This window comes from Kribbella sp. NPDC048915 (genome assembly GCF_040649595.1).
Lineage (GTDB): Bacteria > Actinomycetota > Actinomycetes > Propionibacteriales > Kribbellaceae > Kribbella.
Genome location: NZ_JBEZFT010000014.1, coordinates 1 through 20,483 on the forward strand (window position 1 = coordinate 1; position 20,483 = coordinate 20,483).

Sequence of the window (20,483 nt, forward strand, 5' to 3'; positions counted from 1 at the left end):
GCACGGTGGGTTCACCCACGGTGTTGTGGGTTCCTGACCCGTGTGAAGGGTACGGAACCCACAACACGATGGGTGAACCCACCGTGTTGTGGAAAGCCGGGTAGCGCCGACGACCACGCCACCACCCTCGCGCCGTACCACCACCCTCACTCCGTACCACCACCCTCGCGCCGCTACCCCACGCCGAACCACCACCCCACGCCGAACCAACACCCTCGCGCCACCACCACCCACCGCCACGACGCCGCACCGTCACCGCGTGCCGAACACCGCCGACCACATCACCGCTGACTGCATTACCGCTGACTGCATCACCGCCGGCTGATCCGCGGCACGGCATTCGAGCGGATAACCCCGCGCATTGGGGGTTCTCCATCGGTACACGAGCAGAGAACCCCCAACTGGCGCGGATAACCCTCGTGTGATGGTGGCGGACGCGCGGCTTCCGCGGGCTGTGAGAGCGGGCTGCCGGCGCCTTCGCCGGCCGTCTGCGCGGGTCAGGCGTACGCAGATCTGTTGCACCTGACAATCTGGGCGGTTGTATACGAAAGGATGTCAGGGCGGCGTAAAAAGGTTCGTAGAAACTCGCCAAATCACTTGCGCAACTACCTTGTATACATGAGACAGTCGACAGCACCCCGCCTACGAGGAGCACGTGATGACCCGTCGACTGTTACTGAAGCGTTTCATTTCGAGCGGCGCCCGGCGTCGCCGAGGTGTTCTCGGGGCCGGTGTGGCGCTACTGGCGCTGGGCCTCGTCGGGACCGCCTGCTCGCCGGTCGAACCGGCCGGCGACACCGGGGACGACACCTCGGGGAGCGGTGAGTCGAGTGCGGGCGCCGGCCAGGATGTGTTCGGTGAGCCCGCCGACGCGGCCCAGGTGAAGCAGGGCGGCACGCTCACGGTGGCGCTGTCGGCCGACCCGGACAAGCTCGATCCGTCGCTGTCGCGCAGCCTGTACTCCCGGTACGTCTTCCACACGATGTGCGAGAAGCTGTACGACCTCGGCCCGGACGCGAAGGTGGTGCCGCAGCTGGCGACCGCGCTGCCGACGATCGCGCCGGACGGCCTGAGCCTGACGATCCCGCTGAAGGAGGGCGTGAAGTTCGCCGACGGCGGCACGTTCGACGCGAACGCGGTGAAGACCTCGCTGAACCGGCACCTCACGCTCGCGGGCTCGGCGCGCAAGAGCGAGCTCGGCCCGATCACCGCGATCGACACCCCGGACGCGAAGACGGTCGTGATCAAGCTGTCGAAGCCGTTCGCCCCGTTGACGGCGGCACTCGCGGACCGCGCCGGCATGGTGCTGAGCCCGGCGGCGGTCGCGAAGCTCGGCGCGAACTTCTCCAACGCGCCGGTCTGCGTCGGACCCTTCAAGTTCGCCAGCCGGGTCGCGCAGAACTCGATCAAGGTCGTGAAGGACCCGCAGTACTACGATGCCGCGAAGGTGCACCTGGACGCGATCGAGTACCGGATCATCACCGACTCGAGCATCCGTTCGGCGAACCTGAAGTCCGGTGACGCCCAGGTTGCCGACTCGCTGTCGACGCAGGACGCGCCGACGCTGCAGCAGGACGACACGATCAGCGTGCTGCAGTCGCAGTCGCTCGGGTACCAGGGCCTGACGATCAACATCGGCAACGCCAACGGCATCGGCAACCCGCAGAAGCAGCTCGACACCCCGATCGCGAAGGACCCGAAGGTCCGGCAGGCGCTGGCGCTGTCGATCGACCGCGAGACCTTGGTCAAGACGCTGTTCAACGGACTCAACACGGTCGCGTGCGGACCGGTGTCGCCGAAGAGCGAGTTCACCTCCGACGCGGCCCAGGCGTGCCCGCCGCACGATCCCGCGAAGGCCAAGCAGTTGCTCGCCGACGCCGGCGTGACGACGCCGTACAAGGTCGAGATGATCACCTCGAACAACCCCGACAGCTTGCGGCTCGCGCAGGCGTTGCAGGGCATGGTCAAGGAAGGCGGGTTCGACCTGGTCATCAAGCCGGTCGAGTACGCCGCGCTGCTGGACCAGCAGGACCGCGGTGACTTCGAGCTGCTCCAGCTCGGCTGGTCGGGCCGCGTCGACCCGGACGCGAACATCTTCAACTTCATCGGCAGCACCGGCAGCCAGAACGTCTCCGGCTACAGCAACCCCGACGTGGACAAGCTGCTCACCGACGCGCGGCAGGCGACCGACCAGGCGCAGCGCGTCAAGCTGTACGGCGATGTCGTGACGAAGCTGCAGGAAGACGACCCGATCATCTACATGTACCGGCAGCGCAACCTGACCGGCGTCTCGAAGAAGCTGCTCGGGATCCAGGTGTTCCCGGACGGCGTGATCCGGGCGGCGTTCGCAGGGTTCGCCAAGTGAGGCGGTACCTCCTCAATCGGCTCTGGCAGTCGGCGGTGACGCTCGTACTCGCGACGATCGTGGTGTTCGTCGGAGTACGGGCGCTGCCCGGCGATCCCGCGCTGGCGCTGGCCGGTGAGGACCGCGATCCCGAGTCGCTGCGGGCGATCCGGGAGCAGTACGGGCTGGACCAGTCGTTGCTCGTGCAGTTCTGGCAGTTCGTCAGCCACGCGGCGCGTGGTGATCTCGGTGAGTCGATCCGCACCGGCGCGTCGGTGCGGACGATGATCGTCAGCGCGTTGCCGGTGACGATCGAGTTGTCGGTGCTGGCGATCCTGATCGCGAGTGTGATCGGGGTCGGCGCCGGCGTGGTGGCCGCCGTACGGCGTGGGCGCCCGGCGGAATGGGCCGCGAACGCGCTGGCCCTGCTCGGGCTGTCGGTGCCGCACTTCTGGCTCGGCCTGATGGCGATCCTGTACCTGTCGGTGGCGCTGGGCCTGTTCCCGGCGTCCGGGTTCGTGCCGTTCTTCGACGACCCGATCGGGAACCTGCACCACCTGATCCTGCCGGCGGTGATTCTCGGTACCGGGCTCGCGGCGGTGATCATGCGCCAGACCAGGTCCTCGATGCTCGACGCGCTGTCCGCCGATTACATCCGGACGGCCGAGGCGAAAGGCCTGTCGACCAAGGCGGTCGTCGGGAAGCATGCCCTGCGCAACAGTCTGATCGTGGTCGTCACGATCGTCGGTTTGCAACTGGGCGCGCTGATCTCCGGTGCGGTCGTCACCGAGCGGATCTTCGCGCTGCCCGGGTTCGGCAAGCTCACAGTCGACGCGGTCTTCCAGCGCGACTACCCCGTCATTCAAGCGGTCGTGCTGGTCACCGCGACGGCGTACATCGTCATCAACCTGCTGGTCGACCTCTTGTACTCCGTGATCGATCCACGCATCCGCGTGCGAGGTGAGGCGTGATGGCAGTAGCCGAGGCAGTGACAGCGGCAGCACCGGTCCGCAGCAACCGCAGCCGGGTGGTACGGCGCATCCTCCGCAACCCGCTCGCACTGACCGGGCTGACCGTTCTGGCGCTCGCGGTGTTCCTCGCGGTGTTCGCCAACTGGCTCGCCCCACACGAGCCGACCCAGAACCATCTCAACCGCGCGTTCGCCGCGCCGGGCACCGCCGGATACCTGCTCGGTACCGACGACCTCGGACGGGACGTGCTGTCCCGGATCATGTTCGGGCTGCGCGCGTCGCTGCACGTCGGTGTGCTCGCGGTGGCGTTCTCGCTCGCGGTCGGCGTACCGCTCGGGCTGATCGCCGGGTACTTCCGGACCATCGACGCACTGATCTCCCGGCTGACCGACTTGGTCCTGGCGTTCCCGTTCCTGATCCTCGCGGTCGGACTGGCCGCGATCCGCGGCGCGAGCCTCGGCAACGCGGCGATCGCGATCGGCATCGCGCAGATCCCCGGCATGATCCGGATCGTCCGCTCGGAGACGTTGCGGCTGAAGTCGCTCGATTTCGTCGCCGCGGCGATCGTCGAGGGCGCCGGCGACGCCTGGGTGCTGGGCCGGCACATCCTGCCGAACGCGGGCTCGGCGATCATCGTCCAGGCCACGGTCGGTATCCCGGCCGCGATCCTCGGCGAGGCTGTGCTGTCGTTCCTGGGGCTGGGGATCCAACCGCCCGCACCGAGCCTCGGCACGATGCTCGCGGACGCACAGCAGTTCGCGTCCCGGGCGCCGTGGGCCGCGGTGATGCCCGGTGTCGCGATCATGCTGCTCACGCTGGCGTTCAACATCGTCGGTGACAGCCTGCGCGACGCCCTCGACCCGAAGGCGAGCCGCCGATGAAACCGGTGCTGGCAGTCAAGGACCTGACCGTCACGTTCCGGACCGAGGACGGCCCGCTGTCGGCGGTCGATCGGGTCGGGTTCGAGGTCGACGACGGCGAAGTGCTCGCGGTGGTCGGCGAATCGGGCTGCGGGAAGAGTGTCACCGCGATGAGCATCGCGGGTCTGCTCCCCCGCACGGCGACGGTGGCGGGCTCGGTCGAGCTCGCCGGTACCGAGCTGATCGGTGCCGACAAGCGGACGCTGCGCTCGATTCGCGGCCGCGAGGTCGCGTACATCTTCCAGGAGCCGATGACCTCGCTGAACCCGGTGTTCACCGTCGGGCACCAGATCAGCGAGGTACTGCGGACGCACATCGGACTCAACCGCCAGGCGGCGCGCGCCCGCGCGGTCGAACTGCTCAAACTCGTCGGCATCCCGTCCGCCGAGCGACGCGTGGACGACTACCCGCACCAACTGTCCGGCGGGATGCGGCAGCGGGTGATGATCGCCATGGCGGTCGCCTGCGACCCGAAGGTGCTGATCGCGGACGAGCCGACGACGGCGCTCGACGTCACGATCCAGGCGGGCATCCTCGACGTACTGCGGGAGCTGCGCGAACGGCTCGGCACCAGCATCGTGCTGATCACGCACGACCTGGGCGTGGTCGCCGATCTCGCCGACCGGGTCGCGGTGATGTACGCCGGACGCGTGGTCGAGACCGCCGAGGTCCACGACCTGTTCGAGCGCCCGCAGCACCCGTACACGGTCGGTCTGCTCGGTGCCTCCCCGGCCGCCGGCAGACACGCGGAATCCCAACGCCTGAACGAGATTCCCGGTTTGGTCCCGGTGCTCACCGAGCAGCCGGACGCCTGTACGTTCGCCGACCGCTGCCCGCGCGCGATCGACACCTGTACGTCGTCCCAGCCGCAACTGACCGACGCCGCCCACCGAGTCGCGTGCTGGAATCCCGTCCCGGCGAAACACAGCGTGGAGGCCCGATGACCGACGCTCAGGAAACAGCGCTGGAGGTCGAGGACCTCGTCATGCACTTCGGTCCGGTCCGGGCCGTCGACGGCGTCACGCTGACGATCCGGCAGGGCTCGGTGGTGGCGCTCGTCGGCGAGAGCGGCTCGGGCAAGTCGACCGTCGGCCGGTGCATCGTCCGGCTGCTCGAGCCGACCGGCGGTTCGGTCCGGCTGGCCGGCGCCGACATCACACACCTCAGCCGCCGCCAACTGCGACCGCATCGGCGCGACGTCTCGATCGTGTTCCAGGACCCGGCCGGTTCGCTCGATCCGCGGCTGTCCGTCGGCGACATCGTCGGCGAGCCGCTGCGGCTGATGCGGCGCAAGGACATCGCCACCAAGGTGGCCGAGTCGCTGCGCCGGGTCGGGTTGCGGCCCGAGGTGGCGCAGCGCGCGCCGCACGAACTGTCCGGCGGTCAGCGGCAGCGGGTCAGCATCGCCCGCGCGCTGATCTCCGAACCACGGCTGCTGGTCGCGGACGAGCCGACCAGTGCGCTCGACGTCTCGGTGCAGGCCGCCGTACTGAACCTGCTCGCCGATCTGCAGCGGGATCTCGGGTTCGCGTGTCTGTTCATCACCCACGACCTGTCCGCGGTCGAGTACCTCGCGGACGAGGTCGCGGTGATGTACCTCGGCCAGCTGGTGGAGCAGGGACCGCGGTCCCGGATCTTCGGCATGCCGGCCCACCCGTACACGCAGGCGCTGCTGTCCGCGGCGCCGGTTCCCGACCCGGCCGAGCAGCGTGCCCGTCGTCCGGTGCTGCTCGGCGACGACCTGCCGTCGGCGATCGACCCGCCGCCGGGCTGCCGGTTCCACACCCGCTGCCCAGTCGCGGTGGAGCGCTGCCGGACAGTCGTCCCCGAGCCTCGGACGATCGGCGCGGGCGGGCATCAGGTCGCCTGCCATCTCGTCAACGACGACGGCACCGGTCCCGACGTACGACCCACAGAAGGAGTCACCCGATGACACCGCATAGTCCGTTCCGCGGCGCACGGCAGGAGGGCCGATGACCTTCACCACCCGGCCGACGCTGCGCGGCACGTTCGGGATGGTCTCGTCCACGCACTGGCTGGCGTCGCAGTCCGCGATGCGCATTCTCGAGCTGGGCGGCAACGCGTTCGACGCGGGCGCCACGGCCGGGTTCGTCCTGCACGTGGTCGAGCCGCACCTCAACGGTCCGGGCGGTGAGGTGCCGGCCGTTATCGCCACCGCCGCCGACCCGACGCCGCGGGTGTTGTCCGGCCAAGGCGTCGCCCCGGCCGGTGCGACCATCGAGCACTACCGTTCGCTCGGGCTCACGCTCGTCCCCGGCTCCGGTCCGCTCGCGGCGACCGTCCCCGGCGCGGTCGACGCGTGGCTTCTGCTGCTGCGCGACCACGGCACGCTGCCGTTGAGCGTCGTACTCGAGCCCGCGATCGAGTACGCGCGCAACGGGCATCCACTCGTACCGCGGATCGCCGACACGATCGCCACCGTCCAGCAACTGTTCGAGGAGCACTGGCCGACGTCGGCCGCGCTCTGGCTCAAGGACGGAAAGCCCGCGTCCGGCCGGTTCCGCAACGAGGCGTACGCCGCGACGCTCGAGCGGCTCGTCACCGAAGGCGAGGCCGCCGGCGCGGACCGCGTGGCGCAGATCGAGCGGGCGCGCACGACCTGGCGGGAAGGATTCGTCGCCGAGGCGATCGACAAGTTCTCGCGGATCCCGCACCGCGACTCCAGCGGGGCGGACCACCCCGGTCTGATCACCGGCGACGACCTGGCCGCGTTCGAGGCGAGCTGGGAGGACCCGGCGACGTACGACTGGAACGGGTTCACGGTCGCCAAGACCGGCCCGTGGGGCCAGGGCCCCGGACTGCTGCAGTCCCTCGCCGTGCTCGCGGAGCTCGGCGACCTCGACCTCGACAGCGCCGAGGGCGTGCACGCGACGATCGAGGTCATGAAGCTGTCGTACGCCGACCGCGAGGCCTGGTACGGCGACGGCGCCGACGTACCGCTCGACACGCTGCTCTCCCCCGGGTACGCCGCCGAACGCGCGAAACTGATCGGGTCGGACGCCTCGCTGGAGCTCCGCCCGGGCAGCCCCGACGGCCGCACGCCGAAGCTGCCGTCGATCGCCATCGACAACCAGACCGGCAACGAAGCCGGCGATGCGACCACCGGCGAGCCCACGGTGTCGCCAGTGGGTGAGACCCGGGGCGACACCTGCCACGTGGACGTCGTCGACCGGTGGGGCAATATGATCTCGGCGACCCCGAGCGGCGGCTGGCTGCAATCGTCGCCGACGATCCCCGAGCTCGGATTCTGCCTCGGCAGCCGTGCGCAGATGTTCTGGCTCGAGGAAGGACTACCGTCGTCGCTCGCTCCGGGCAAGCGCCCCCGGACCACGCTGACGCCGACTCTGGTTCTCCGTGACGGTGAGCCGGTGCTGGCCTGTGGCTCGCCTGGCGGCGACCAGCAGGACCAGTGGCAACTGCTGTTCCTGCTCCGCCACCTCGGCGCCGGAGCCGACCTGCAGGAAGCGATCGACGCGCCGGCCTGGCACACGACCGGCTTCCCGTCGTCGTTCTACCCGCGAGCCACCGAGCCCGGTGGTCTGGTGATCGAGAGCCGGGTCAGCCAGTCCGTGCGGGACGACCTGGTACGACGTGGGCACGTCGTCACAGTGTCCGACGCGTGGAGCCTCGGCCGGCTGTGCGCCGTACGGAAGGAAGCCGACGGCGTGCTGGCGGCCGCGGCCAACCCACGCGGCATGCAGGGCTACGCGGTCGGGCGCTGACCGCACGCAGCTCTAGCCAGACAGGGCGGCGGCTGCCGCGGCCTCGACATGCAGGCGGGCGGCCGTCGTCGCGGCGGCCGCATCGCCGGCCTCGATCGCCTCGAGCAACCGGACGTGCTCCTCGGACGAGTGCGGCGCCCGCCCGGCGGCGCCGGCGCGGAACACCCAGTGCACGTGGTGGTACATCGCGGCCGAGATCGAGTGCAGCCAGCGGTTCCCGCTGAGCTCGATCACGGCGCGGTGGAAGTCGCTGTTGAGCTCGGCGAGCTGGTCGAAGTCCTCGGCCCTGGCGGCCGTGTTCGCCTGCTCGATCAGGTCGCGCAGACGGGCGATGCCCTCCGGGGTGGCCCGTTCGGCCGCGAGGCCGGCGGCCAGCGTCTCCAGTTGCTGCCGGACCGAGAACAGGTCCCGGACCGCGGTCTCGTCCAGGGTCGCGACGACCGCGCCGCGGCGCGGCAGGATCTCCACGAATCCCTCGGCCTCGACCACGCGCAGCGCCTCGCGCACCGGGTTGCGGGACACACCGAAATCCTCGGCCAGCCGCGTCTCGGTGAGCCGCTCCCCCTCCTGGTACTCGCCGTCCACGATCCGCCGCCGGAGCTCCGCGAGAACTTGCTCGCGCAGTGCTACATGATCGGCACCGATCGTACGGATTGGCAGGTCGTCCTGATCCGGCTGCGCCACCCCTTGGCTCCTCTCCCCGCTTCGGCCTGCGCGCCACGGTAGCCGATCATTCCGCGGCGCGGCACGTGATCCCGCGAGAGGTTTATGTTGATGGCTTGAGCATCGGACTGATTCCCCTCACCGACCCCGACCATCGCCCGTACAGCCACCGAATCGCCTGGCTGGCCGTGGAGGCCGACGGTACGCCGGTGGGATCGGCGTTCCTGCGCCTCAACACCCGCGCCGGCCACACGCACCTGGGCGAGACCGAGATCAACGTCCACCCGGCCGAGCGCGGGCGCGGCATCGGCACGCTGCTGCTCGGCGCCGCGATCTCCGGCGCGCGCCGCAACCACGTACGGACGCTGCTCGCGGACGTCGACGTCGACTCCGCGGGCGACCACTTCCTCCAGCGGCATGGATTCGGCATCGGCCTCACGCTGGTCTACGCACGGCTCGATCTCGCCACGCCGACGCCTGACGTACCGGACGTGCCCGGGTACCGGCTGGTGGCCTGGGACGGCCTGCCGCCCGACGACCTGCTACAGACCTTCACCGACTCCCGGGCCGGCATGTACGACGCACCGTCCGGCACGATCCGGACCGGCCCGGACCTCTGGGACACCGACCGCGTCCGGTACGCGGCGAACCTGATCGCCCAACGCGGCGACCACCTCTGCGTGGTCGCGGCACTGGACGCCACCGGCCGGATCGCCGGCTTCTCCGAACTCGTCGTACCGGCCGACGGAAAGGGCGACGGCCAGCACTACGGCACCGCCGTCCTCCCCGCGCACCGCGGCCGCGGCCTCGCGCTGTGGATGAAGGCGGCGCAGATCCGCCGGACCCGGCTGCGCTTCCCCGATCTCGACGGCCTCCGGACCGACACGGTCGACACCAATGTCGCCATGCGCCGCACGAACGACCGCCTCGGCTACCGCCCGCAGTACAGCCAGCACCGCCGCACGCTGGACTTGTAGCAGACCCGCTAACCGGAGCCAGCCCCGCAGCGTTCAGGCCGGCTACTGGCCGAGGATCTTCTGGACGGCGGCGGTGGTGATCGGGTGGTAGCCGGGGCGGGCCTTGGCGAAGACCTCGGAGGCGAAGGCCCGGTCCGTGCCGGCCAGCGCCTGGTAGACCGGAAGGATGAGCTTCATCCGGCCGACCTCGGTCAGGAATCCGGCCAGCTCGGCGTACGCCGCCTCGTAGCTGCTCGCGGCAACGATCTGGTACCAGCGGCGCGCGATCTCGCCGTTCGCCGTACCGGTCAGACCGAACGCGCGGTCGAGCTGCTGCAGCAGCAGCGGACTCAGGACGTCCGGAGCCGCGTCGAGGAAGCGCAGCCACTCCTGCGTCGTCCACTGTGCCGCACCCCGCGGCAGCTCGCCCGTCGTCAGCCACAGGTCGCGGGCCTCGTCCACGACCTGGAACCGCGCCGACACCGCGCGCCGCGCGAAGGACGGGATCCCGGGCTCGTACAACCAGGCCGCGAGCTCGTCGTCGGTGACCACGCCCGGGTGCGGCGCGACCAGGTGCTCGTGCAGGTGCTCGACGAAGTTGTCGGTGTTGATGCTGCGGAACGCGAACCGGTCGAAGTACCCACGCAGGAACGGATCGAACACCTCACGACAGAACCGCTCCTCCAGCCACGACAGGAACCACGAACCCTTCAGCGGTCCCAGCGAGGTCTTGCCGTGGTACTCGGAGCGATGGTGCAGACCGGGCAGCTCGACCGCCAGCTCGGCCGGCGTCAGCGGATCGAGCTTCACCACGGTCGCGTGCTGCTTGATCGCGGTCTCCATCAGCGCGAACTCGGTCCCGTAGACCGCCTCGACGATCCGGTTCTCGACGTACGACGTGAAGCCTTCGTTGAGCCAGATGTCGTCCCAGCTGTCCTGCGTGACCAGGTTGCCGGACCAGCTGTGCGCGAGCTCGTGCGCGATCACGCTGACCAGCGACTTGTCGCCGATCACCACAGTCGGCGTCGCGAACGTCATCCGCGGGTTCTCCATGCCGCCGTACGGGAACGACGGCGGCAGCACCAGCAGGTCGTAGCGCCCCCAGCGGTACGGCCCGAAGAGCTCCTCGGTGACCCGCATCATCTCCTCAGTGTCGGAGAACTCCGCGGCGGCGCGACGCACGGTCGCGGGCTCGGCCCACACCCCGGAGCGCTCCCCCAGCGGCTCGAACACCAGGTCGCCGGCCGCGATCGCCAGCAGGTACGACGGGATCGGCTCGGGCATCACCACGTCGTACGACCCGGTACGGCGTGACGTCGTACCGTTGTCGGCGCTCATCAGCACCATCAAGTCGGGCGGCGCGGTGACATGTGCCGCGTAGCTGAACCGGACGCCGGGCGTGTCCTGCACCGGCACCCAGCTCCGGGCGTGGATCGCCTGCGACTGGCTGAACATGAACGGCATCACCCCGCCCGCCGTCATCGCCGGCTCGAGCCACTGCAGACCGGTCGCGGTCGGCGCGGTCCGATAGCTCACCTTGACCCGCGGATGCGCCGCGGTCCGGATCGTCAGCGCGGAGCCGAGCTCGGGATCGGCCACCGCGAGGCTGTACTCGAGCGGTTCCCAGCCCTCGCTCGTCTGCCCTTCGACCGCCAGGACGGTCAGGTCGCGGGTGTCCAGCACCAGCCGGTCGCCCGCGCCGGACCAGGCGAGGGTGTGCGTGGCACTGCCGGACAGCACCTTCGCGTCGAAGTCGAGCGCGAGGTCGAGCTCGAGATGGGTGGTCCGAACCAGGTCGGGCTCGGCATAGGAGTGGCGATCGTGCGTCAAGGGAAACTCCGCAGGTGAGGCGTCCGGGGAACCCTACCCAGGTCGGAGCCGGTTCGGACGGCCAATCTGGGCCAGCCGCACCACCGTGCCAAACCCGCCCCTCGCACCGCTTCGGGCAGACTGTGGTCATGGTGTCCGAGCGGAGTCCCGAGCAGGCGCTGCAGCGACGGCCGTTCGGATCCTGGCTGCTCGGACCGGTCGACCAGAGCCCGCGCCGGTTGCGGCTGCGGATGCAGATCCTGATGACCACGTTCTCGATCGCGACCAATCTGATCGGCGCACTCGTGGTCTTCGTCCTGGCCGTGTTCGTGCTGCCCGGTCCGCCCCTGGTCGATCAGCTCGAGCTCGTCGACGCGATCGTCATCCCGGCGTACCTGGTGCTGGCGATCCTGATCGGCTGTGTCCTGTGCTTGCGCCAGACCCGCCGCGTCACCGGCTGGATCGACCTGGAGCGCCCGGCCACCCCACGCGAACAGATCGCCACCTTGCAGCTACCGCTGCGGATCACGATGATCCAGGTGCTGCTGTGGTTCGGGGCGGCTGTGCTCTTCACGATCATGACGCTGGTCCTGCAGCCGGAAAACGCGTTGCGGATCGCGCTGACCGTTGTCGACGGCATGATCATTACCTGCTCGGTCTCGTATTTGCTCACCGAGTTCGCCCTGCGACCGGTCGCGGCCCGGGCACTCGCCGACTCCTCGCCGCCCCCACGGCTGCTCGCCGCCGGGCTGAAGGCCCGCACGGTGTTCTTCTGGGCGGTCGGTTCGGGCGTCCCGGTGGCGGGTCTCATGGTGGCCGCGGTCCTGGCGCTGGTCGAGCGCGATGTCACAGCGACGCGGCTCTCGGTGGTCATCCTTGCCCTCGGCATCGTGGCGCTCGGCAACGGTTGCCTGCTCACCTGGTTGTCGGCGAGGTCGGTGGTGGCGCCGGTGCGCTCGGTCCGCGACGCGCTGCGCCTGATCGGCGAGGGACACCTCGACGTGACGATTCCGGTGTTCGACGGCACCGAGCTGGGATCGTTGCAGGCCGGGTTCAACCAGATGACCGAAGGGTTGCGCGAGCGCGAACGCATCCGCGACGTCTTCGGCCGGTACGTCGGACCGGACGTCGTCCAGGAGGCGCTGGCCGGCGACCGCCTCGGCGGCGAGGAGCGGTACGTCGCGGTGCTGTTCGTCGACCTGGTCGGGTCGACCGAGCTCGCCGCGCAGCGCCCGCCGACCGAGGTCGTCGAGCTGCTCAACCGCTTCTTCGCGATCGTGGTCTCCGAGGTCGACCGTCAGGGCGGGTTCGTGAACAAGTTCGCCGGCGACGCGGTGCTGGCCGTCTTCGGTGCGCCGTCCGAGCTGGCCGACCCGGCCGGCAGTGCGCTCGCCGCGGGCCGTGAAGTCGCCCGGCGCCTGGCCGACGAATTGCCGGAGGCAACGGCCGGTCTCGGCGTCACCGCGGGGATCGTGGTCGCGGGGACGGTAGGCGATGTCCGGCGGCACGAGTACACGGTGATCGGCGACCCGGTGAACGAGGCCGCGCGGCTGAGCGAACTGGCCAAGACCGCGCCCGGTCGGCTGATCGCGTCGATGAGTGCTGTCGAGAAGGCGGCGCCGGCCGAAGCTGACCACTGGCGGCAGAGCGACCTGGTCACTGTGCGAGGACGGTCGGTGCCGACTCGTCTCGCGGTGCCCGATCGCTGATCAGTTGGTGCAGCAGCGCGCCGCCGTACAGCATCGCCTTGGTCTGGCGGTCGTGGGCAGCGCGGCGCTCCTCGATCGCGGCCCGGAGCGCCTCCGTGCTGCCGGTACGACGCAGGCCGTCCAGGACCGGTTTGATCTGCTCGAAGTAGTAGCGGCCCTGGCGGAGCATGTGGATGATCCTGGCGTCCCTGATCTGCTCGGGACCGTACCTGCGGTACTTCGTACCTGGTTCCCGGGTCGGTGACAGCAGTCCGGCCGCCTCCCAGACCCTGAGCGCCGACGTCCGGATGCCGAGGCGGTGCGCGAGTTCACCGACCAGCAAGGAGGGGCCGGTCGACGGTTCGACGTACTCCGCAGCCAGGGCACCGAGCGCTTGGCTCGCGGCGTCGGTCGCGAGCCGTTGCTCGTGCAGCGCGGCGTGGGCCTGGTCCACGAGCCGGTACGCGCGTGCCTCGTCGCCGGCGTTGACCGCTCGCATGATCTCCGTCGCGGTCTCGCCGCCGAAGCCCGGCGCCAGCGCGCGGTACGTCAACAGCGCCTGCAGATGCTCCGGACCGTACTGCCGGTACCCGGTGTCCGTCCGCGGTGCGGGCGGCAGGATGCCTGCCGCCTCGTAGTTGCGCACCAGTTGCGTGGACACCCCCGCGCGGCGCGCGAGGTCGACCGGCCGCAATCCCATCGCGCTACCGGCCGCCGGAGACGTCGACGCTCGTTCCGGTCATGTACGACGCACGGTCCGAGGCGAGGAACGCGATCACCTCGGCAACCTCCTGCGCCGTCCCGGGGCGACCCAGCGGTGGCGTCGTACCCAGGCGGTCCAGGCGGCCCGGCGCATGGATGTCGGTCTCGATCAGGCCCGGACGGACCCCGACGACCCGGACACCTTCCGTCGCCACCTCGTTGGCCAGGCCGACGGTCAGCGCGTCGACGGCGGCCTTGCTCGCCGCGTAGTCGACGTACTCACCGGCCGATCCGAGCACCGCGGCGCGGGAAGAGATGTTCACCAGAACGCCACCGTTCCCGCCGTACGCCGTCGACATCCGGCGTACCGCTGCGCCTGCGACCAGGAACGCGCTGACCGCGTTGATGCGGAACACCCGCTCGAGGCGTTCCGCGTCGTACTCCGCGACCCGCCCGGCCGGCGAGACGACCCCGGCATTGTTGATCACGGCACCGATCGGTCCGAGCTCCGCGGTCACGGTGTCGAACAGCCGCTCGAGCTGATCGGCCTGCGTGACATCGGCCTGGACGGCGACCGTCCGGCGCCCCTGCTCCGCGCACGCCTTCACCACTCGCGCGGCCTCGTCGGCCTGAGTCCGGTAGTTGACGCCGACGTCCCAGCCGTCCGCCGCAAGTGCGATCGATGCCGCCGCGCCAATGCCACGACTCCCACCGGTGACCAGCACAACCCCACGCTGTCCATCAGTCATGGGGATACTTTGGCACGCACATCCGCGGCGTCGGTCAGGCGGGCCGCAGGGTGAGCTGGAGCTGCGTCTCGGTGTCGCTGAAGCCGACGTTCCGGTAGATGCGGATCGCGAGATAGTCCGGGTCGGCGACCATCACCAGCGTCTTCGCCCTGGTCAGTCCGTACATCGACGCGTGGTGGACGAGTGTGCCGGCCAGGCCCTGCCCGCGATCGTCCGGAAAGGTCTGCACGCTTTGGAACCGGGCCAGCCCGTTGCCGTCGAACATCAGCCCGAGCGAACTCTGCAACCGATCACCGTCGAAGGCCCCGAACCAGCTCCCGTGGCCGACCTCGACCAGTGCGCGCTGACGGAGCAGATTCCGCCGGGTGAAGTCCTCGTACGCGGCGTCGACCTCCAGCTCAGCGCAGGCCAGGCTCAGGCGATACACCTGCTCCCAGTCCTCGTCGCTGCTGAGGAAGCGGTACGTCGCCTGCTCGTTCGGGTGCGGCGGCGGTACGACGTGATCGGCCGTCATCACCACGTCGCGCCCGATGTCGAAACCGGCCGCCGCGACCTCCTCGACCGCGCCGATCTCGCCGTCGGTGCTGTCGATCCCGAGCGCGACGTGTTGCGCGTCCGGGAACTCGCGGCGGAAGTCCTCGATCCGGCGCTGCGCGTCGCCGGGGCCGAAGTTGGTGCGGTAGAGCAGGAAGTTGCCCCACCAGAAGCCCGGGTTGGCCGGAGTGCGCACGACGACGTACTCGCCGGTGTCCTGCACGGAGCTGCCGCTGAGCTCGAGCAGGAGCAGATCGGTCTGGAAGCCAAGGCTCTTCATGCCGACATCTTCACGTGCGCGTCAATCCCGTTTCGGCCGTTCTTGACATGCAGCCATTTGGCTGCCTAACGTGGGCCGCAGAAAGGCAGCCGAACGGCTGCACGAGGTGATCGGGAGCGGGATGGACGACCAGGTGTTCCGGGCGCTGGCGGACCCGAGCCGACGCCGGCTGCTCGACCTGCTGAACGCCCGCAACGGCCAGACACTGCGCGAGCTCTGCGCGGAGCTGGACATCGCGCGGCAGTCGGTGAGCAAGCACCTGGCCGTGCTCGAGAACGCCAATCTCGTCACCACCGTGTGGCGCGGCCGCGAGAAACTGCACTACCTCAACGCGGAGCCGATCAACGCCATCGCCGATCGCTGGATCCATCAGTACGACCGTCGGCGGGTACAGCTGTTCGCCGACCTCAAGACGGCACTGGAGCACGACATGACCGACATGAACGACATGCACGACTTTGTCTACACGACGTACATCAGGTCGACCCCCGAGCGGGTGTGGCAGGCGCTGACCGACCCGGCGTTCACCGAGCAGTACTGGGGGCTTCGCCACGAGACCGACTGGCAGCCCGGCTCACCGATGGTGTGGCACGACAGCGGCGTCGCGATCGACGGCCCGGGGCAGGTCGTGCTCGAGCACACGCCGTACACGCGGCTGTCCTACAGCTGGCACCACATCACACCCGAATTCGCCAAAGCACACGACATCGACGCCGAGACCTGCGAGAAGCTGCGTCAGGAACCGTTGAGCACGGCAACCTTCGAGCTAGAGCCGGTCGACGGCCAGGTGAAGCTCACCGTCATCCACAGCGGCTTCGGTCCCGGCAGCACGCTGCGCACGATGATCCAGGAGGGCTGGCCGGCGCTGCTGGCCGACCTGAAGTCTCTGCTGGAAACCTCGGTCACCGCTGATCGGTGAGGTTCACGGCCGTTTGTGCAGCACCAGCGGCAGGACTGCCGCGGCGCCGGCTTCGCGGAGCCTGGCGGCGGCCACGGTGACCGGCCACTGGGAGGACGTGGAGTCGACGAGCAGCAGCACCGTGCGGCCGGCGACGGCTTGTGCGGTGGCGTCATCGATCTGGAGACCGTCGCGCCACACCTTCGCTTCCTCGGCGGACGACAGGTCGTCGGTGTAGCCGGTGCGGTCCACCGTCAGCTCGGCGCGGTCCAACCGGCCCACACCGGCGACGTGCTCGGCGACCGCATTGGTGAGGTCCCGGTAGCCGCCGGCCGCGAGCGGTACGACGACCTCGGGGCGCGCCGACCACGAACCACGCCAGCGTGACAACGCCGCCACTGCTCCAGCCTGCAACGCCTCGACCGCATCAGGCGCGGGCGTGCCGCTGTACGCACCCTGCAGCACCTCGCGCCACTCGGGCGCGTCGGCGTACACGACGATGCGGCCCGGCTCGGCGGACAGGCCGGCCGGGATCTTCCCGCGGGCGCCGAACGCACCGCCCGGCCACATCTTCCGCGGCTCCAGGACGTGCACCTCGCCGCGCAGCGATCGGGTGATCGTCGCGACCGTCTCCGGGTCCGGGGTCGCGAGCAGCGGGTCGGGCAACTGGCCCAGGCAGACCGAGCAGCGTCCGCACGGCTCGGCCGACGGGTCGTCGAGCGATTCCTGCAGCAGCTGCATCAGGCAACGTTCACCGCGGGTGTAGGCACGCATGATGTCGGCCTCGCGCCGCCGGACCGACACGATGCCGTCGTAGTGCTCGGCGTCGAACGTCCACTCCGCGGCGGTCCGGATCCAGCCGCGCTCGACCCGCTCGACCGCTCCGTCGACCGCCAACTGCTTGAGCATCAGTTCGACACGGGTACGCCGTAATCCGGTCTCGGCCTCCAGTGCGGGCACCGTCGCGGGCTGGTCCGGGCCGTACGTCTCCAGGGCGCGGAGCAGTCGCTGGACGTTCTCCGGTACGGGAATGGTTGCGGTCGCGAAGTAGTCCCACACCCCCGAGTCGGCATCGGACGGCAGCAGGGCCACCACGGCGTGGTCGATACCGCGCCCGGCACGACCGACCTGCTGGTAGTACGACACCGGGGACGGCGGCGAACCCACGTGCACCACGAACCCGAGGTCGGGCTTGTCGTAGCCCATGCCGAGCGCGGACGTCGCGATCAGCGCCTTCAGCTGGTTGTCGCGGAGCGCGTCCTCGAGGCTCTCGCGCTCGCCTGCTTGGAGCTGGCCCGTGTACGCAGCGACCGGTACGTCGCGTCCGTGGACCTCCTGGATCACCGCGGCCAGCCGCTGCGCATCGGCCACTGTCAGCGCGTACACGATGCCTGAGCCGGGGAGCTTCGGCAGTACGTCGACGACCCACGCGAACCGCTCGAGCGGGGACAGCTTGTCCACGACCGCGAGCTGCAGACTCGATCGGGCCAGCGGACCACGCAGTACCAGCGTCGACTCGCCCAGCTGATGCGCCACGTCCTCGGTGACGCGGGCGTTCGCGGTGGCGGTCGTCGCCAGGACGGGCGTGTTCGGGTTCAGCTGCTGCAGTACGTCGGACACGCGCCGGTAATCCGGCCGGAAGTCGTGACCCCAGTCGGACACCGCATGCGCCTCGTCGATCACCAGCAGGCCGATCTCGCCGGCCAGACTGTCCAGCACGCGACGGCCGAAGCCCGGGTTCGCCAGGCGCTCCGGAGACACCAGCAGCACGTCGATCGCTCCCGAGCGCAGCTGGTGCTCGATCGTCGACCAGTCGTCGACGTTGTTCGAGTTCAGCGTCGCGGCCCGCAACCCGGCGCGACTCGCCGCCGCCACCTGGTCACGCATCAACGACAGCAACGGCGAAACCACCAGCGTCGGGCCGAACCCCTCCGCCCGCCGGATCGCGGTGGCGGCCCAGTACACCGCGGACTTCCCCCACCCGGTCGCCTGCACCACCAGCACCCGCGCCGCCGGCTCACACAGCGCCGCGACCGCTGTCTCCTGATCAGCCCGCAACCGCGCGGCCTCCCCCGCGATCGCCCGGATCAACTCCCCCGCAACCTTCGCGCGGTCGTCGGTCAACGTCATCGCAGCGCCCATCTCACCCATGCCCCCGACCCTAGACGCCCCCACCCCCAACCCGCCCACGCCAACCCCCGCCCCTGTGGAAAACCGGCCCACCCCCCGGCGGCAACGGCGACTTTGTGCACCAGATCCGTACTTTTCGAGGCGCGACGTACGGATCTGGTGCACAAAGTGAGGCAGCGCGAGGCGGTGCGGCGGGAAGGCGGCTCGGCCTGGCCGCGGGGTCAGGCGCAGCGGTTGGGGTGGCAGGGGGCGTCGTCGGCGGGGGTGAGCAGGCGGCGGGGGCCGGGGCCGGCGGCGGCCAGGGTGTCCTGGGGGTTGGCGAGGGCGCAGCGGTCGAGGGACAGGCACCCGCAGCCGACGCAGTCCTTGAAGTCGTCGCGGAGCTGCTCCAGGTGGAGGATGCGGCGGTCGAGTTCGGCCTGCCAGCATTCGGAGATGCGCTCCCAATCCGCGCGCGTCGGGGTGCGGTTCTCGGGCAGGAGATTGAGGATCGCGGCGACCTCGGCGAGCGGTACGCCGACGCGCTGGGCGATCCGGATCAGCGCCACCCGGCGCAACGTGTCGCGCTTGTAGCGGCGCTGGTTGCCCGCGGTCCGGCGGCTGATGATCAGCCCCTGCCGTTCGTAGAAGTGCAGAGCCGAGATCGCGACGCCGCTGCGCCGCGACAGTTGCCCGACCGTCAGCTCACCCGGCTCGATGTCCATGCTCGTGTCCCTCCGGCGCCCGTCCCCGCGGCACCCGTCCCGCCGACCTCAACCTAGATCGAGATTAGCGGACCGGGTCAGGCGGCGACGACACGGCGCCGGATGCTCGCGGACATCAGGGCAGCACCCGCGCACAGCCCGCCGGCGAGGTACCACGCGAGGTTGTAGCTGCCCTGCGCGTCCCGGATCGCACCGGCGCCGACCGCGGCCAGCGCGGCCCCGACCTGGTGCGACGCGAACACCCAACCGAACACGATCGGCCCGTCCACACCGAACCACTCGCGGCACAGCGCCACGGTCGGCGGCACGGTCGCGACCCAGTCCAGCCCGTAGAAGATGATGAACACCCAGGTGCTCGGCGCGGCGGTCGGCCCGAGCAGCGACGGCAGGACGAGCAGCGACAGGCCACGCAGCGAGTAGTAGGTGATCAGCAGGTACCGCGGGTCCCAGCGATCGGTCAGGTAACCGGAGAAGATCGTCCCGCCGACGTCGAAGATCCCTACTACCGCCAGCAACGACGCAGCGGTCGTCACCGGCATGCCGTGGTCGTGCGCCGCGGTCACGAAGTGCGTACCGACCAGACCGTTCGTCGAAGCACCGCAGATCGCGAACCCACCGGCCAGCATCCAGAATGCCGGGCGCCGAGCGGCCATCGACAGCGCGTTAAGAGCCCGCAGCGCACTACTACCGGACGTTTCCACTCGTTGCCCCGCAGTGCTACCCTCCGGCGCACCGTACGCACGCAGCCCCACGTCACTCGGGTAGTCACGCAGGAACAGCAGCACCAGCGGTACGACGGCCAGCGCAGCGCCGGCTGCTACGAGGGCAGGAACCCGCCAGCCGTACCTCGACGCCAGCGACGCGATCAGCGGCAGAAAGACGAGCTGACCGGTCGCACCGGCGGCTGTGAGGATCCCAGTGACCAGGCCGCGACGCCGTACGAACCAGCGTCCGGTGATCGTCGCCACGAACGTCATCGACATCGAACCGGTGCCGACGCCGACGAGGAGGCCCCAGCAGAGCAGCAACTGCCACGACGCCGTCATGAAGACCGTCAGCCCGCTGCCGAGTGCGATCAGGACCAGCGCACCGCTGACCACCTTCCGCAGCCCGAGCCGGTCCATCAGCGCGGCCGCGAACGGCGAGATGCCGCCGAACAGCAGCAGGTTGATCGACACCGCCGCCGAGATCGTCGCGTGCGACCACCCGAACTCCTCGTGCAGCGGATCCAGCAGGACCCCCGGCACCGAGCGGAACCCGGCCGCCCCGATCAGCGTCACGAACCCGACCACCGCGACGGCCCAGGCCAGATGCACCCGAGCCGTCTTCTTGACCTCCAGCGTCTGTGTCACCGGACCAGGATGGCCGTTCGACCGGTGTCGAACTAGTGGC

17 protein-coding genes are annotated in these 20,483 nt (G+C 69.9%); 9 read left to right on the top strand and 8 right to left on the bottom strand.

The window, feature by feature from the left end:
- Positions 1-658: 658 nt before the first annotated feature.
- The 6 genes from AB0B82_RS10390 to AB0B82_RS10415 are packed head-to-tail and all read left to right on the top strand — an operon-like array spanning position 659 to position 7,978.
- The gene (locus AB0B82_RS10390) at positions 659-2,365 is read left to right on the top strand and encodes an ABC transporter substrate-binding protein (RefSeq protein ID WP_360164820.1); all 1,707 of its coding nucleotides are present in this window, start codon (positions 659-661) and stop codon (positions 2,363-2,365) included.
- Positions 2,362-3,315, top strand: coding sequence for an ABC transporter permease (locus AB0B82_RS10395; protein WP_360164822.1), 954 nt, complete (start codon positions 2,362-2,364; stop codon positions 3,313-3,315). The genes AB0B82_RS10390 and AB0B82_RS10395 overlap by 4 nt, the downstream gene beginning before the upstream one ends.
- Complete coding sequence (locus AB0B82_RS10400) at positions 3,315-4,196, top strand: ABC transporter permease (RefSeq protein ID WP_360164824.1); 882 nt, start codon at positions 3,315-3,317, stop codon at positions 4,194-4,196. The genes AB0B82_RS10395 and AB0B82_RS10400 overlap by 1 nt, the downstream gene beginning before the upstream one ends.
- On the top strand, positions 4,193-5,179 hold the full coding sequence (locus AB0B82_RS10405) for an ABC transporter ATP-binding protein (protein ID WP_360164826.1): 987 nt from the start codon (positions 4,193-4,195) through the stop codon (positions 5,177-5,179). Before AB0B82_RS10400 ends, AB0B82_RS10405 begins: the two co-directional genes overlap by 4 nt.
- Positions 5,176-6,168, top strand: a complete 993-nt coding sequence (locus tag AB0B82_RS10410) for an oligopeptide/dipeptide ABC transporter ATP-binding protein (RefSeq protein ID WP_360164828.1) — start codon at positions 5,176-5,178, stop codon at positions 6,166-6,168. The genes AB0B82_RS10405 and AB0B82_RS10410 overlap by 4 nt, the downstream gene beginning before the upstream one ends.
- Positions 6,169-6,208: 40 nt before the next feature.
- Complete coding sequence (locus tag AB0B82_RS10415) at positions 6,209-7,978, top strand: gamma-glutamyltransferase family protein (protein ID WP_360164830.1); 1,770 nt, start codon at positions 6,209-6,211, stop codon at positions 7,976-7,978.
- 12 nt (positions 7,979-7,990) lie between these two features.
- On the opposite strand, the gene AB0B82_RS10420 is transcribed toward AB0B82_RS10415, so the two are convergent.
- Positions 7,991-8,662: a GntR family transcriptional regulator gene (locus AB0B82_RS10420; protein WP_360164832.1), complete on the bottom strand. Its 672-nt coding sequence runs from the start codon at positions 8,660-8,662 to the stop codon at positions 7,991-7,993.
- 95 nt (positions 8,663-8,757) lie between these two features.
- On the opposite strand from AB0B82_RS10420, the gene AB0B82_RS10425 reads away from it, so the two are divergent.
- Entirely contained in the window at positions 8,758-9,618 is an 861-nt protein-coding gene (locus AB0B82_RS10425) for a GNAT family N-acetyltransferase (protein WP_360164834.1), read from the top strand.
- A 42-nt stretch (positions 9,619-9,660) separates the two neighbouring features.
- On the opposite strand, the gene AB0B82_RS10430 is transcribed toward AB0B82_RS10425, so the two are convergent.
- The gene (locus AB0B82_RS10430) at positions 9,661-11,427 is read right to left on the bottom strand and encodes a M1 family metallopeptidase (RefSeq protein WP_360164836.1); all 1,767 of its coding nucleotides are present in this window, start codon (positions 11,425-11,427) and stop codon (positions 9,661-9,663) included.
- A 128-nt stretch (positions 11,428-11,555) separates the two neighbouring features.
- Here AB0B82_RS10430 and AB0B82_RS10435 point away from each other — a divergent pair, with 128 nt between their 5' ends.
- Entirely contained in the window at positions 11,556-13,115 is a 1,560-nt protein-coding gene (locus tag AB0B82_RS10435) for an adenylate/guanylate cyclase domain-containing protein (protein ID WP_360164838.1), read from the top strand.
- On the opposite strand, the gene AB0B82_RS10440 is transcribed toward AB0B82_RS10435, so the two are convergent.
- The 3 genes from AB0B82_RS10440 to AB0B82_RS10450 are packed head-to-tail and all read right to left on the bottom strand — an operon-like array spanning position 13,063 to position 15,359.
- Complete coding sequence (locus AB0B82_RS10440; RefSeq protein WP_360164840.1) at positions 13,063-13,794, bottom strand: TioE family transcriptional regulator; 732 nt, start codon at positions 13,792-13,794, stop codon at positions 13,063-13,065. The genes AB0B82_RS10435 and AB0B82_RS10440 overlap by 53 nt on opposite strands.
- Positions 13,795-13,798: 4 nt before the next feature.
- Complete coding sequence (locus AB0B82_RS10445; protein WP_360164842.1) at positions 13,799-14,545, bottom strand: SDR family oxidoreductase; 747 nt, start codon at positions 14,543-14,545, stop codon at positions 13,799-13,801.
- 34 nt (positions 14,546-14,579) lie between these two features.
- Positions 14,580-15,359 (bottom strand): GNAT family N-acetyltransferase, encoded by a 780-nt coding sequence (locus AB0B82_RS10450; protein WP_360164844.1) that lies wholly within the window; start codon positions 15,357-15,359, stop codon positions 14,580-14,582.
- A gap of 70 nt (positions 15,360-15,429) precedes the next feature.
- On the opposite strand from AB0B82_RS10450, the gene AB0B82_RS10455 reads away from it, so the two are divergent.
- The gene (locus AB0B82_RS10455; RefSeq protein WP_360164846.1) at positions 15,430-16,278 is read left to right on the top strand and encodes a metalloregulator ArsR/SmtB family transcription factor; all 849 of its coding nucleotides are present in this window, start codon (positions 15,430-15,432) and stop codon (positions 16,276-16,278) included.
- A 3-nt stretch (positions 16,279-16,281) separates the two neighbouring features.
- Here the strand turns inward: AB0B82_RS10455 and AB0B82_RS10460 are convergent, their stop codons facing one another.
- From AB0B82_RS10460 to AB0B82_RS10470, 3 genes are all read right to left on the bottom strand, one after another.
- Positions 16,282-18,408, bottom strand: a complete 2,127-nt coding sequence (locus AB0B82_RS10460) for a DEAD/DEAH box helicase (protein WP_360164848.1) — start codon at positions 18,406-18,408, stop codon at positions 16,282-16,284.
- A 200-nt stretch (positions 18,409-18,608) separates the two neighbouring features.
- Positions 18,609-19,091 (bottom strand): redox-sensitive transcriptional activator SoxR, encoded by a 483-nt coding sequence (gene soxR, locus AB0B82_RS10465; protein ID WP_360164850.1) that lies wholly within the window; start codon positions 19,089-19,091, stop codon positions 18,609-18,611.
- 77 nt (positions 19,092-19,168) lie between these two features.
- Entirely contained in the window at positions 19,169-20,443 is a 1,275-nt protein-coding gene (locus tag AB0B82_RS10470) for an MFS transporter (protein ID WP_360164852.1), read from the bottom strand.
- Positions 20,444-20,483: the final 40 nt, after the last annotated feature.

Excerpts from the sequence above, each read along its gene's own strand:
- AB0B82_RS10390 (WP_360164820.1), top strand. The coding sequence starts at position 659 with ATGACCCGTCGACTGTTACTGAAGCGTTTCATTTCGAGCGGCGCCCGG.
- AB0B82_RS10400 (WP_360164824.1), top strand. The coding sequence starts at position 3,315 with ATGGCAGTAGCCGAGGCAGTGACAGCGGCAGCACCGGTCCGCAGCAAC.
- AB0B82_RS10405 (WP_360164826.1), top strand. The coding sequence starts at position 4,193 with ATGAAACCGGTGCTGGCAGTCAAGGACCTGACCGTCACGTTCCGGACC.
- AB0B82_RS10410 (WP_360164828.1), top strand. The coding sequence starts at position 5,176 with ATGACCGACGCTCAGGAAACAGCGCTGGAGGTCGAGGACCTCGTCATG.
- AB0B82_RS10415 (WP_360164830.1), top strand. The coding sequence starts at position 6,209 with ATGACCTTCACCACCCGGCCGACGCTGCGCGGCACGTTCGGGATGGTC.
- AB0B82_RS10435 (WP_360164838.1), top strand. The coding sequence starts at position 11,556 with ATGGTGTCCGAGCGGAGTCCCGAGCAGGCGCTGCAGCGACGGCCGTTC.
- AB0B82_RS10440 (WP_360164840.1), bottom strand. The coding sequence starts at position 13,794 with ATGGGATTGCGGCCGGTCGACCTCGCGCGCCGCGCGGGGGTGTCCACG.
- AB0B82_RS10445 (WP_360164842.1), bottom strand. The coding sequence starts at position 14,545 with ATGACTGATGGACAGCGTGGGGTTGTGCTGGTCACCGGTGGGAGTCGT.
- AB0B82_RS10450 (WP_360164844.1), bottom strand. The coding sequence starts at position 15,359 with ATGAAGAGCCTTGGCTTCCAGACCGATCTGCTCCTGCTCGAGCTCAGC.
- AB0B82_RS10460 (WP_360164848.1), bottom strand. The coding sequence starts at position 18,408 with ATGGGTGAGATGGGCGCTGCGATGACGTTGACCGACGACCGCGCGAAG.
- soxR (WP_360164850.1), bottom strand. The coding sequence starts at position 19,091 with ATGGACATCGAGCCGGGTGAGCTGACGGTCGGGCAACTGTCGCGGCGC.